Source organism: Tardiphaga sp. 768_D3_N2_1, from assembly GCF_052076105.1.
Lineage (GTDB): Bacteria > Pseudomonadota > Alphaproteobacteria > Rhizobiales > Xanthobacteraceae > Tardiphaga.
The window spans coordinates 1,389,198-1,402,454 of sequence record NZ_CP197245.1 but is presented as its reverse complement, the minus strand read 5'-3'; the positions used below and the strand labels follow the sequence as shown (position 1 = coordinate 1,402,454).

Here is a 13,257-nt window from a genome sequence, read left to right as displayed (position 1 = left end):
CAGCCTTCGTCAAATTGTTCCGGAAATGTCAGTCGCGACGCCGCGAGATGACGTAGGATTCGTCGTAAAACCAGAGACCGTTGTGCTTGCGCAGAACCTCTCGGGTGGCATCCAGGTAACGGCCGCTCTGGGTCACTTCCGTCAAACGGTCATCCTCGATTTGAGCCACGTAGACCGCCGCGTTCCATGCTGCAAAAGCCGTCGATGTTCCGATCGATCCGGTCACCTCGTTCGGCAGCGCCTCCATGGCGTAGCGAAAGATCGACCGCTGGTCGGAATAGGCATTGAAGTTCAGATCGCGGCCGGCTGAGCCCAGCTCATATTTCACCGCCCGCAATAGCTCATGCCGGCTCACGGCGAAAGGATTTTCTTTGGGCCAGACGGCTTGGACGATCTCCATACCGGGGTCCTGCCCATGCGAATGGATACCGATCAGTCGCCCACCAGCCCGCAGCGCCCGGGCCAGCGGCGCCATGATCCGTTTGGCTCGAAACTGCACCGAAGACTTCGCCCGATAAGGCTGGGAGGCGATAATCAGGTCGAAATTGGCCTCCGTGCGCCCTGCCCGGGGGATAATCGAATCCAGCAGGAACCGGTGATCCTCGCGATAAACCACCAGCGCCACAGGCCGTTCATAGGTCGGCATGCCGGATCTGGGGTTGATGCTGGCCCGCCAGTTGTCCTCAAGAAAAGCTCCAAGTCCGGCGATCTGGTCGGCGAATTCGCCGGACGAGGCGCCGCGCAGGGGAACCTCGTGCCAGATCATGGCGGCTGCAGCGGCCGGCGATGCCGGGGTCAGCGTGGGCGCCTCGGCATAATGCATGTTGGTCAGCACGAAGACCGTGGCCGGATGCTCAAACAGCCGATCCGGCACCTTGTCCAGTGTCAGCCGGACGTCCTCAAGGCTGAGCTCCTTGCCGGCGATATAGAACGGCATATGCGGAAAACGGCCGTGCATCGAGCGCATCACCCGCGCCAGCACAGTGCCGTCACCGACGCCCGCATCGAACACCCGCAGCGCTGGCGGACGCGGATGGATGCTGGCCAATTCGAGCCCGACGCGGTCGGCGATCACCCGTTTTTCCGAGCAGGTATGGACGAACAGCAGGTATTTCTGCCGGTTCTCGAAGAAGCGGAAATTGCTGCGCGGATCGCGACGCTCGATCGGCGGTTCCAGCCCGCGCGGCGGCGGCACGCCCTCCGGCATCGACTGGGCGATGAAGGCCTGGATCCGCTCCAGCGTGTCGATGGTAATGCGCTTGCCCTCGCGCAGGCGGTTGACCAGCTTGCCATCGTTGACGGCCCGGCGACCGAAGGTCGACTCCGCCATCTCCGCCTGGCGGCAGAAATCGGAGATGATTCCGAGGATTTGATCGTTCTTCATGTGTGGAGATGTGACCGAAAGTGGGCAGAATTATCTTTGGCCCACTCTTTAGCACGGTCTGCCCACAGATGAAATGCCCCTTCGATCTGTCCTGTCGTGTGAAAGTCGCGCGCTTCTGCTAGGATTATGGCAACTTCAAATTCTCATCTTCCGACCCCTCAAAACGGGCTTTCTCCATGCGCATTGCGATGATCGGCACCGGTTACGTCGGCCTTGTGTCCGGCGCCTGCTTCGCTGATTTCGGCCACCATGTGACCTGCGTGGACAAGGACAGCAGCAAAATTGACGCCCTGCTGCGGGGCGAAATCCCGATCTTCGAGCCCGGCCTCGACGCGCTGGTGGCCAGCAACGTGAAAAGCGGCCGACTCGGCTTCAGTCTTGACCTCAGCGAAGCGGTGAAGGCCGCCGACGCTGTGTTCATCGCGGTCGGCACCCCGTCCCGCCGCGGCGATGGCCACGCCGATCTCAGCTACGTCCACGCTGCCGCACGCGAGATCGCCGCCAACCTGCGCGACTTCACCGTGGTGATCACAAAGTCGACCGTGCCTGTTGGCACCGGCGACGACGTGGAACGCATCATCAGGGAAGCCAATCCGGACGCTGATGTCGCCGTGGCGTCAAACCCGGAGTTCCTGCGCGAGGGCGCCGCGATCCGCGACTTCAAGCATCCCGACCGGATCGTCGTCGGCACCGAGGATGATCGCGCGCAAAAGGTCATCGCCGAGATCTATCGCCCGCTTTACCTCAATCAGGCGCCGATCATGTATACGGGCCGGCGCACGGCCGAGCTGATCAAATACGCTGCCAATGCGTTTCTCGCGACCAAGATCACATTCATCAACGAAATCGCTGATCTCGCCGAGCGGACTGGCGCGGATGTGCAGGACGTCGCGCGTGGCATCGGGCTCGACAACCGCATCGGTGCGAAGTTCCTGCATGCTGGTCCCGGCTTCGGTGGCTCGTGTTTTCCAAAGGATACCCGCGCACTGGTCAAGACCGGCCAGGACTATGAAGCACCGCTGCGGATCGTCGAGGCGGTCCTCACGGTCAACGATAACCGCAAGCGCGCCATGGCCCGCAAAGTCCAGCACGCGCTCGGCGGCAATCTGCGCGGCAAGACCGTCGGCGTGCTCGGATTGACGTTCAAGCCGAATACCGACGACATGCGCGAGGCGCCGTCGATCCCCTTGATCACCGCGCTTCAGGATCTCGGCGCGACGGTGCAGGCCTATGATCCCGTCGGCATGGAACAGGCCAAACACGAACTGCCAGATATCACCTATTGCGAAGATGCCTATGCCTGCGCCACCGGGGCCGACGCGCTGGTGATCGTGACCGAGTGGGAGCAATTCCGTGCGCTCGATCTCACGCAACTGAAGCAGAAAATGAAGCAGCCGGTCATTGTCGACCTGCGCAATATCTATCGTTCAGAAGAGATGCTGAAAGCCGGCTTTACCTATGAAAGCGTGGGGCGCGGCAAGACCTGAGCGTTCATCGCCAGGAGACTGAAATGCAAATGCCCGGCAAAGAGCCGGGCATTTTTGTTGGCGAGCCGTAGATCAGACAGCGGGAGTTACTTGCCCCAAAGCTCGTTCGCGACATCGACAGCGAGCTTCAGCTTGGCCCACTGCTCGTCTTCACTGAGGATATTGCCTTCCTCGGTGGAAGCGAAGCCGCATTGCGGCGACACGGCCAGTTGCTCAAGCGGCGCGAATTTCGAAGCCTCCAGCAGGCGTGCCTTGATGTCTTCCTTCTTCTCGAGCTCACCGAACTTCGAGGTAATGACACCGACCACGACGACCTTGTTGCCCTTCGGCAGGAAGCGGAGCGGCTCAAAGCCGCCAGCACGATCCGAATCGTATTCGAGGAAGTAGCCGTCATAGTTGGTTTCGGCGAGCAGCGTTTCAGCCACCGGCTCGTAGCCGCCCGACGAAATCCAGGTGGAGCGGAAGTTGCCGCGGCAGACATGCGTGGTGATCACCATGTCCGCAGGACGCTCTGCGATCGCGTAATTGATGATGCGCGAATAGACCTGCTGCAGATTGTCGGCATCCTCGCCGCGCGCACGGACCTTGTTCAGCTCATCTTCCGAGCAGAGATAGGCCCAGACCGTGTCGTCGAACTGCAGGTAGCGGCAGCCGGCGTCGTAGAACGCCTTGACCGCCTTGCGATAGGTTTTGGCGAGATCCTCGAAGAATACTTCGATATCCGGATAGACTTCCTTCGAGATCGCCTTGCGACCGCCGCGGAAATGCAGAACTGCCGGCGACGGGATGGTCATCTTCGCGGTGACGCCGGCGGTGTCGCAATGCTTCTTCAGGAACTTGAAGTGCGCCAGCATCGGATGATCGTCGGGGAAATCCACCTTGCCGATCACGCGCACCGAGTCGTGACGGGTCTCGACGCCGGTGAACTGGATGCCGGTGTCCGGGTGATAGAGCTCGCAGCCCGTCAGTTTGGCGAGGAAGTCGAAGTGCCACCACGAACGACGGAACTCGCCGTCGGTGGCGAGCTTGAGACCGGTCGAGGCCTGGCGATGCACAACCTTCTCGATCTCGATATCTTCGACCTTGCGCAGATCGTCGGCCGAAATCTCGCCCTTCTCCAGTTTAGCGCGTGCTTCCTTGATCGATGCTGGCCGCAACAGGCTGCCGACTTCGTCGGCACGGAACGGGGCTTTGGTTCTCTGCATAGTCGTTACTCCAGGATGCTCGGTTTGCAGATCAGCCGGGTGTGCCGGCCTTAGTGTTTGTTCTTGCTGCCGGCTGCACCGGCAACGCCGAGGAAATGCTCCAGCACGGCGGGATCGGATTTCAACGCTGCACTCGTTGCATCATGCACGACGGTACCGCGTTCCAATATCACGACACGATCGGCGAGCCCGAGTATTTTCTGTGCATTCTGTTCCACGATGATGGAACAGATGCCGCCGGCACGTGTGATCTTGCCAAGCGCTGCCAGCAATTCATCGACGATAATCGGCGCAAGGCCTTCGGTCGGCTCATCCAGCAACAGAACCTGCGGATTGAGCGTCAGCGCACGACCAATCGCCAGCATCTGCTGTTCGCCGCCGGAGAGCTGATTGCCGAAGTTGTTCTTGCGCTCCTCGAGCCGCGGAAACATCTCGTAGATCTTCTTGACTGTCCACGGGCCAGGCTGCGCCACCGCAGTCATGTTTTCTTCCACGGTGAGAGAGCGGAAGATATTGCGTTCCTGCGGCACCCAACCAATGCCGGCCCGCGCACGCTGGTCCGGCCGCAGCGACGTGATGTCCTTCCCACCGAGCTTCAACGTGCCGCTGAAGCGGCGGGTGACGCCGACGATGGAATTGATCAGCGTGGTCTTGCCGGTGCCGTTGCGCCCGAGCAGCGCCAGCACCTGGCTCTCGCCGAGCTGCAGCGTCATCTTCGGAATGACCACGGCTTCGCCATAGCCCGCGCGCAGGTCATTGATGTCGAGAAGGTCAGACATCGGCGCCCTCGCCCAGATACACGGCCTTGACGCGCGGATCGCGCGCCACTTCGTCCGGCGGGCCTTCCACGAGCATGGCGCCCGCGACCAGCACAGAGATGCGATCGGCAAAGGAAAATACCAGATCCATGTCGTGCTCGATCAGCAGCACAGTGACGTCGCGCGGCAGGCTGGCGACGGCAGAGAGAATATCGTGGCGCTCGCTTTCCGGCACACCGGCAGCCGGCTCGTCGAGCAGCAGCACACGCGGCTTGGTGGCGATGGCGACGGCGATCTCAAGAAGGCGCTGCTTGCCATAGGGCAATGTCGCGGTCGGCTCGTTCATGACGTCGAGTAGATGAAAGCGCGCGAGGTTTTCGGCGATTTCGTCATTGACGTCGCTGCGCGTTCCCATCCGGCGCCACCAGTCGCTGCCATGGCCGAGATGTTCGGACACGGCGAGACCGACCGTCTCCAGTGGCGTCATGTCGGGATAGAGCTGATTGATCTGGAAGGTCCGCGACAGCCCGCGCAGCACGCGCTTGTGCACCGGCAGGCCGGTGATGTCGTTGCCCTCGAGCAGAATGCGGCCGGAATTCGGCTTGAGCACACCGGTCAACAGATTGATCACGGTGGTCTTGCCGGCGCCGTTCGGACCGATCAGCGCATGGCGCGCACCTGCCTCGATCTTCAGCGACAGGTCACGCGTGACCCGCAGCCCACCGAAGGATTTTTCGAGATTGACAGTTTCCAGCGCGATGGTCATGGCGCCTTACCTTCCGACGCGACGGCCGGCGTTTTGGCACGGCGGAACTTGCTGGCAATCAGGCGCGGCAGAAACATTGCCCAGCGATGCATGCGATCACGACCGATCAGCACGATGACCACCAGCACGGCGCCGATCCAGAACTGCCAGTATTGCGGCGTGATCGTCGAGAACAGTTCCTGCAGCAATTTGAAGATCACCGCACCGATCAACCCGCCATAGAGATAGCCGGTCCCGCCGATGATCAGGACCAGCATCAGGTCGGCCGAGCGATCGAAGGCAAAACCGTCGAGCGAGGCGAGCGCCGTCGTTTGCGTCGAGAGTGCACCGGCGACGCCCGCATAGAAGGCGGCGATGGTGTAGATCGCGATCAGCCGGCGATTGACGGGAATGCCGATGGCCGAGGCACGCAGCGGATTGTTGCGGATCGCTCGCAGCGACAGACCGAATGGCGAATGCACGATGCGGCGCGCCAGCAGGAACAGGACGAACAGCACGCAGAGGCAATAGATGAAGCCGACCTTACCGAAGATGTCGAAGGAGAATTGGCCGAGAATTGGCGCCATCTCGATGCCCTGGAGGCCATCGGAACCGCCGGTGATATTTGAAAAGCGGTTGGCAAGTTCGCGCAGCAACAGCGCAATGCCGAGCGTCACCATCAGCCGCGTCAGATCTGAACCGCGCATGACGAGAAAGCTCGTCACGAAGCCAAGCGCCATCGCAGCAAGGCCAGCCACGACCAGGGCGATCACCGGTTCGGTGACGATGCCGTGCAATGCGAGCAACCCCGCCGCATAGCCGCCGAAGCCGAAGAACGCGGCATGGCCGAGCGAGACGATGCCGGCATAGCCGAGGATGAGATCGAGCGACAACGCGAACAGTGCGAGCCAGGCGATTTCTGTCAGGATCAGGTAGCGGTTCGGGAACAGCAGAATGCAGCCTGCGGCGGCGAGCCAGAACACGACCTCGGGCCAGCGCCATTGCGCGCGCGCCATGGCGAATTGGCCGACTTCCGGATGAGTGGTGCTGTTTGCTGTCATGACGCCCTCACCGCGCCGCCGTACGGCCAAACAGGCCGTTCGGGCGCCAGATCAGGATCACGATCATCATGGTGTAGATCACGAAGGCGCCAAGCTTCGGCACGTAATATTTGCCGGCGACATCGCCGATGCCCAGCAGCAGCGAGGCCAGGAACGGCCCGGTGATGCTCGACGAACCGCCGACCGTCACCACGATCAGGAAGTAGATCATGAACTTCAGCGGGAAATACGGATCGAGGCCGAGTATCTCGGCGCCAAGCGCTCCGCCCAGGCCGGCGAGCCCGCAACCGAACGCAAAAGTCAGCGCGAAGACCTGCGGTACGTTGATGCCGAGGCCCGACGCGGCGCGCGGATCATCGACCGCGGCGCGCAACCGGCTACCGAAGCGGGTCTTGGACAGGATCATCTGCAGCGCGATGGTGAGCAGCCCGCAGATAACGATGATCATCAGGCGATAGCGCCCGACGCCAAGGCCGAACAGATTGATCTGCCCCTGCAGGTAATCCGGCAGGTGGATGAAGGTCTGCGCCGAGCCCATGAAGTAGTCCATCGCGGTCACCGACATGAAGACGAGACCGATGGTGAACAGCACCTGATCGAGATGACTGCGCGTATAAAGATGACGATACAATGATCGCTCCAGCACCGCGCCAATCGCAGCGCTCACCACGAAAGCAATTGGCAAGGCCGCGAAGAAAGGCAATCCGGAACGATTGACCAGGATGGCGCAGGCATAGCCGCCCGCCATCGCAAAAGCGCCATGGGCGAGATTGACGAAGTTCATCAACCCCAGCGTCACCGCCAGCCCGCACGCCAGCACGAACAGCAACATGCCGTAGGCGACGCCGTCGAACAGAATGGTGAGAAGGGTCATGGGACGGTGCGAACTTTCTTTCTTTTCCCTCCCCCTTGCGGGGAGGGTGGCCGGCCATCAGGCCGGTCGGGTGGGTGGTGCCGCATCAAGAGCGGCGCGTGGGGCGCCCCCACCCTACCCCTCCCCGGGCAAGTGCGGGGGGAGGGAAATTATCGATGACGGAGCTTACTACACTTCGGAAAAAGTGTCGCTTACTTCTTGGTCTTGCCGGGATCCTTCACGGCGTCGAAGGTCGCGAATTCGACATTGTAGAGTTCGCCGTCCACCTTCTCGACCTTGCGGATATAGATGTTCTGCACGATGTCGCGGGTATCCGGATCAATCGAGATCGGGCCGCGCGGGCTCTCCCACTTGGCACCCTTCATCGCTGCGATCAGGCTGTCGCCGTCGGCCTTGCCGCCGGTCTTCTTCAGCGCTTCATAGACGAGATGGATGCCGTCCCAGCCGCCAACCGCCATGAAGCCCGGACGCGTGTTGTAGGCCTTCTTGTAGGCCGCAACGAACTCCTTGTTCATCGCCGAGGGATGCGCTGCCGAATAAAGATGCGCGGTCACGGCGCCGAGCGCTGCATCGCCCATGTTGTTCAGCAGGTCATCGTCCATCACGTCGCCGGGTCCGATCACCTTGATGCCGGACTTGTCGAGGCCACGCTCGGCATACTGCTTCATGAAGTTACCGCCCTGCCCGGCGGGCACGAACACGAACACAGCGTCGGGCTTTGAGTCCTTCATGCGCTGCAGGAACGGCGCGAAATCGGGATTGGCCAGCGGCACCTTGACCTCTTCGACGATCTCGCCGCCGCCGGCGACGAAGTGTTCCTTGAAGAATTGCAGCGCATCGTTGCCCGGCGCGTAGTCGGAGGTCAGCGTCGCGACTTTCTTGATACCGTTCTTGGCGGCCCAGTCGCCGATGATGGTGGAGGACTGCGCCAGCGTGAACGAGGTGCGCACGATATAGGGCGAGCGCTCGGTGATGATCGAGGTACCTGCGGCCATCACGATTTCCGGCACCTTGGCCTGGGTCGCGAGCGGCGCTGCAGCCAGCGCAGCCGGCGTCACGCCGAAGCCGGCGATGATGTTGACCTTGTCGTTGACGATCAGTTCCTGCGCGAGGCGCTTGGTATTATCGGGCAGCGCCGCGTCGTCCTTAAGGATGACCTCGACCTTCTTGCCGGCAACGGTATCGCCGTTCTTCTGCTGATAGAGCTTGATGGCGTTGTTGATCTGCTGGCCGGTCGAAGCCTGGCCGCCGGTCATCGGTACGATCAGGCCGATCTTGACGGTCTCCTGCGCCTGCGCGAAAGCGCTGATCGACAGCACGCTGACGGCGGTCACGGTCGCGGAAATAAAATTCCTCAGCATCAATTCCTCCTCTGTACGTGATGTCGGCTCTTTACGGCCGCGAAGTCATAGTCCCCATACGTCATCGCCCGCGATAACGGAGCCATGTTGACCTGTCAACGGCTGGGTTGACAACACAACGCGGTCTGTTGAACTGCGTAATTCCGACGCATCGTGACATGCTGCTAAAGTCTAGCCAAGCAGCCACGGGTCGCTCGGTTTCCGTTCATTTCAGATTGCAGATCGTATCAAGATGACAAAGCCGGTGATCAATCATGGACGATATGTACCGGCGCTCATCAATTTCCTGGGCAACAAGCTCGCTGCCGGCGCCTCGAGCGCCTATCGCCGCGAATTCGGCGTCGGCGTCACCGAGTGGCGAATCCTGTCGAAACTCGCCAGCGAAGACGCGTGCACCGCACAAGAGATTTGCCAGTATTTCGACCTCGACAAGGGGCTGGTCAGCCGCACGCTTAAATCGCTGGTGGACAATGGCAGCGTAACGGTCAGCGACCTGACCGGCGACAACAGACGCGTCGTCATCCTGACCAAATCCGGCCGCGCATTGCATGACCGGATCATCGAACTGGCGCTCGACCGCGAAAAGGTGCTGCTGGATTGCCTCGATGAGAAGGAAGTCGAAGCGCTGATCGACATGCTTGGCCGCCTGCTGGCACAGGCACCGGCGGTCAATGCGGTACAGGTTCGCAAACCCGCTGCATCGAAGCGCAAGACCACGGCGTGAGACGACCTGGCTGGATGCGCCCTACTGCGTGCGGCCACGCGCCGTCCTTGCCCGCGCCTGTGCGCGTGAGTGGCAGTCCCGGTGGCCTCCCTCAAAATGAGGGAGATGAAGCGCCGAAAGGCGCGACTTCAGTGAGTGCCGCAGCATAGTGTCCGGATCGCCGGACATCAGAGGCCGCGGAAACGCCTTTCGACGCTCCATCGTGGCGATTTCTGTCCCCGGGACCGTTCTTCCGGGCAAAGGCGCAGACCTCCGCAGTCCGCTTATCCCGACGGTTTCCCGCCGTTCACCAATGCCACGTCCAGCCAGCATGAGTGGCAGACCCCCGTAGTGGGGCCGGACGGTGACCCAGGGCCTCCCGAGTGCGTGAGGAAACGTCTTCCTCCCGCCCGCAGGCGCCACATCCCGCCCCGCGCCAGTCGGCGTCCCGGTAACGCTCCCTCAAGTGGAGCGGGATGGAGAGGAATATATACTGGACTGGAAAAGCGTCAAGGATTATTTTCAGGATTGTCGTCGGCCGGTAATCCGCCCGACGCCTGCTACCACGCGTAGCGCACCACGCCCTTGCCGGCATAGCTGCGCGTGACATCGGAGAACTCGCCCTCGAATGTCGCGCCGACGCTGATCCCGCTGACGAAGCGCAACTCGGCCTCCGCCGTGGTGAGCGCGGCATTGGCAGCCGGCGATGCGCCGCCCACCACGAAGCTGGCGCCGGGCAATGCCTGAAAGGTCGCCGTGGCCGAGCGGTCGGTGTTGAAGTCGTGCGCCCAGGCGGCCCGACCGCGCAAGGTAAGGATCGCATCGCTGATCGCAAACGACTTGTCGCTGCGCAGGCCGAGTTCGCTGCGCGGCGCGGTGATGCCCTTGGCAGCATAGGCCAGCGCAAACGTCGTCGGCCCCGACAGAGTGGTCTCGGCATAGGCCGGCAGGTCGAGATAGATCACCTGCGCCGCGGCATAGGGCGTGAGCCCGATGCCGCCGAGCCACGGCATCACGGTACGATGGCCAGCCTCGAGCCGTGCCGAAAAGCTATTGGTGGTGAAGTTGGCGCGCAACTGGTCTATGCCGGCCACGGCCACCATGCGATCGGTGGTGACGTCCTGCCAGCCATAGGCCGCCGCCGCCGTGACATAGGCCGAGCCGATGGTGTGGCGCACGAAGCCGCCGAGCTGGAACAGGTCGGAGCGGCCCGAGCCGCCGCCCTCGACGCTGAAGCTGGTGGCGCCGCCGGACAGCGCAAAGCCGGCGACGGTCTGTGGCGACAGATGATAGTCGGCACCGACCGCCACGCCGCCGATCCGGCTGGTGGACGTGTTCGAGCCGGCCGATGCATTGCCGTCGGTGGTCTGGGTGCCGCCGAAGCCCGCGGCCCACACGTTCCAGAACGGCCGAAATGCGGGCACGATTGGCGCCGCCTTGGTGATCATCGCGAAGGCATCGCGGGCGGAGCTTCTGCCGCTGGCCGCGTAAGAGCCCGTTGCGTCGCCCTCCGCGTAAGGCACCGCCGACGACGCGTTGCCACCGCGGCCGGGAATGGTCGGATCGGACATCGCGCCGAGAAACTGCGTCGCCGCGTTGAGCCCCGCCTGATGCGTCGCGGTCGGCGTCTCGCCGGAAATCTGCGTCAGCGCGGCGCTGAGATGGCTGCCGCTCAGGGTCAGCACCGCGTCGAAGCGCGCTGGCCGCGCCCCACCCTGGTACAAGTAGCTGTCATGTGCGGCGACCAGCGCCGCGTGATTCCGCGACAGGATCACATCGCTGGCGAAGCCACCGGTGATCGTCAGCGTCACGTCGGTGGCACTGTAGCTGAGACTGCTGGTGAAGGCGGCCGACGCGCTGACGCCGGTAAACGTGCCATTCAGCGCGGCCGCATGCAGAATGGGCTGGATAATCGTCCAGTGTTGCCATCCCGACGCCGCAGCAATCTTCACTGTGCCGCCGAGAAACGCCGTGCCCGACACATTGACGGAGGTCACGCCATTCGGGTTGACCTGCACGAGATAGGTGGAGCCGGGCTGAAAGCCGACGGCAGCGTGGCTGGAAAGCCCGGCAGGTAGAGCAGGCCCGGCTTGAACGTGCCGCCATCTTCGACCTGCAACTTGCCCACCGTGCCGGTGCCCTGCAGCACACCGCCGCTGAGCACCGAGACCTGGCTCGAAGCAGCGATCGAACCGTCGACCTGCAGGATACCGCTTTGGACCTGCGTCAGATTGCTGTAGCTGCTGGTGCCCGACAGGATCAGCATCCCCGGGCCGGTCTTGATGATGCCGCCGGGCGACAGGCCGTCGGCGATCGCGCCGGTGATGCGGGCATCCTGTTGGGTGGCGATGGACGCCATGCCGGCGACGCGGATCGCATTGTCGATGCTCAGTCCGGGCGCCGTCATATTCAGCGTACCGCCGGCCTGGAGCGTCAGGGCGCCGGTGCCGATGGACTGCGAATTGTTGATCGCCAGCGTACTGCCCGACGTCACGGTCGTGCCGCCGCTATAGGTGTTGATACCCTGGAGCGCGACCGTCGTGCCGGCGGCCGTGCTGATCGCGACAGCACCGCTGCCGGTGATCGCATTGGTATAGGTCCAGCTCGCACCGGTCTGCGCCAGTGTCATCAGCCCGGAGGCGATGACGAGATTGCCGGTGAGCGTCGCCGCACCCAACATGGTCAGCGCATTGCTGCCGCCGGTGAAGACGATGGCGTTGCCGAGGCCGCCATTGTTGCCGCCGCGGCCCGACGCGATGACGCCGCTGTTGACGATGGTTAGATCGGCGCCGGTGACGCCGGCGCCGCCGAGCCCGGCGCTGCCCAGATATCCCTGCGAATTGACCTGATTTTGCCCGGCCACGCCGCCGGTGCCGCCCTGGATCGTGCCACCGTTGAGCAGGGTTGCGCCGCCCGTGGTGAAGGCGATGCCGGCGCCGCCGTCACCGCCACGCCCGCCCAGGCCGATGGCGGGGAGATTGGCGTCCGCGGGAAGCTGTCCGCCCGCACCGCCAGCGCCGCCCGTGCCACCGGTCAGGAATGCCGCGCCGGTGAGGGTGATCACACTGGCGCCGGTGACCGACACGGCGTTCCCGCCCGCACCGCCACCGCCTCCGCCGCCGCCACTGCCATTGCCGCTGCCATTGCCACCGGCACCGCCATTGCCGCCGTTGCCAGCGGCGATGATGGAATTGAGCGACGACGGCCCGGCGATGGTCTGTCCATTGGCGCCGCCATTGCCGCCACCACCGCCGCCACCGCCGCAGGAAGGACCCGCCGCGTTTGCACCGGCCGCGCCGGAGCTGCCGCCACTCGCAGCGGGCGTGCTGCCGCCCGTGCCGCCGGCTCCGCCACCCGCGCCGCCGCCACCGCCGCCGCCTGCGTTGCACGGGCCGCTAGAACTCCCGGCACCGCCAGCCGCGCCATCGCTGCCGCCGGCGCCGCCGACGGTCAACGGCGCGGGAAGAGTCGATCCCGCCGCCGCGCTGTTGCCGCCGGCTCCGCCGTCGGCCAGCGCCGATGCCGTGCCGAGCAACATCGCGGCGAGTGCGACGAACGAAAGCTTCGGCTTGAGGTGATGGCGAGTGCCGTACAGCGATGCCTGCAAGGCAACGCTCGTGCGCGTCGTGTCGCCGCGCACCATCACCTGCAAATTTTTCAAGTCGCTGTCCCCGGCCCG

11 protein-coding genes are annotated in these 13,257 nt (G+C 63.4%); 2 read left to right on the top strand and 9 right to left on the bottom strand.

Annotation, left to right across the window (positions count from 1 at the left end; all coding sequences use genetic code 11):
* Window positions 1-28: 28 nt before the first annotated feature.
* The gene (locus tag AB8A27_RS06420) at window positions 29-1,384 is read right to left on the bottom strand and encodes a hypothetical protein (RefSeq protein ID WP_068738171.1); all 1,356 of its coding nucleotides are present in this window, start codon (window positions 1,382-1,384) and stop codon (window positions 29-31) included.
* 176 nt (window positions 1,385-1,560) lie between these two features.
* On the opposite strand from AB8A27_RS06420, the gene AB8A27_RS06415 reads away from it, so the two are divergent.
* The gene (locus AB8A27_RS06415) at window positions 1,561-2,871 is read left to right on the top strand and encodes a UDP-glucose dehydrogenase family protein (RefSeq protein ID WP_441241191.1); all 1,311 of its coding nucleotides are present in this window, start codon (window positions 1,561-1,563) and stop codon (window positions 2,869-2,871) included.
* An 86-nt stretch (window positions 2,872-2,957) separates the two neighbouring features.
* On the opposite strand, the gene AB8A27_RS06410 is transcribed toward AB8A27_RS06415, so the two are convergent.
* The 6 genes from AB8A27_RS06410 to AB8A27_RS06385 form a co-directional block, all read right to left on the bottom strand.
* A complete protein-coding gene (locus AB8A27_RS06410; protein ID WP_441241190.1) occupies window positions 2,958-4,076 on the bottom strand; it encodes a cobalamin-independent methionine synthase II family protein in 1,119 nt (372 codons plus the stop codon).
* A 50-nt stretch (window positions 4,077-4,126) separates the two neighbouring features.
* Window positions 4,127-4,855 (bottom strand): ABC transporter ATP-binding protein, encoded by a 729-nt coding sequence (locus AB8A27_RS06405; protein ID WP_441241189.1) that lies wholly within the window; start codon window positions 4,853-4,855, stop codon window positions 4,127-4,129.
* Window positions 4,848-5,600, bottom strand: a complete 753-nt coding sequence (locus AB8A27_RS06400) for an ABC transporter ATP-binding protein (protein ID WP_068738181.1) — start codon at window positions 5,598-5,600, stop codon at window positions 4,848-4,850. The genes AB8A27_RS06405 and AB8A27_RS06400 overlap by 8 nt, the downstream gene beginning before the upstream one ends.
* Window positions 5,597-6,595, bottom strand: a complete 999-nt coding sequence (locus tag AB8A27_RS06395; protein WP_441244841.1) for a branched-chain amino acid ABC transporter permease — start codon at window positions 6,593-6,595, stop codon at window positions 5,597-5,599. Before AB8A27_RS06395 ends, AB8A27_RS06400 begins: the two co-directional genes overlap by 4 nt.
* 52 nt (window positions 6,596-6,647) lie before the next feature.
* Window positions 6,648-7,514, bottom strand: coding sequence for a branched-chain amino acid ABC transporter permease (locus tag AB8A27_RS06390; protein WP_441241188.1), 867 nt, complete (start codon window positions 7,512-7,514; stop codon window positions 6,648-6,650).
* A gap of 191 nt (window positions 7,515-7,705) precedes the next feature.
* The gene (locus tag AB8A27_RS06385) at window positions 7,706-8,875 is read right to left on the bottom strand and encodes an ABC transporter substrate-binding protein (protein ID WP_441241187.1); all 1,170 of its coding nucleotides are present in this window, start codon (window positions 8,873-8,875) and stop codon (window positions 7,706-7,708) included.
* A gap of 232 nt (window positions 8,876-9,107) precedes the next feature.
* On the opposite strand from AB8A27_RS06385, the gene AB8A27_RS06380 reads away from it, so the two are divergent.
* Window positions 9,108-9,599 (top strand): MarR family winged helix-turn-helix transcriptional regulator, encoded by a 492-nt coding sequence (locus tag AB8A27_RS06380; protein WP_441241186.1) that lies wholly within the window; start codon window positions 9,108-9,110, stop codon window positions 9,597-9,599.
* A 539-nt stretch (window positions 9,600-10,138) separates the two neighbouring features.
* Here AB8A27_RS06380 and AB8A27_RS06375 read toward each other — a convergent pair.
* Window positions 10,139-11,575: an autotransporter outer membrane beta-barrel domain-containing protein gene (locus tag AB8A27_RS06375; protein ID WP_441241185.1), complete on the bottom strand. Its 1,437-nt coding sequence runs from the start codon at window positions 11,573-11,575 to the stop codon at window positions 10,139-10,141.
* Window positions 11,572-13,239 carry an autotransporter-associated beta strand repeat-containing protein gene (locus AB8A27_RS06370; RefSeq protein ID WP_441241184.1) on the bottom strand — a complete coding sequence of 556 codons (1,668 nt, stop codon included), beginning with the start codon at window positions 13,237-13,239 and terminating at the stop codon, window positions 11,572-11,574. The genes AB8A27_RS06375 and AB8A27_RS06370 overlap by 4 nt, the downstream gene beginning before the upstream one ends.
* Between the last annotated feature and the right edge of the window lie 18 nt (window positions 13,240-13,257).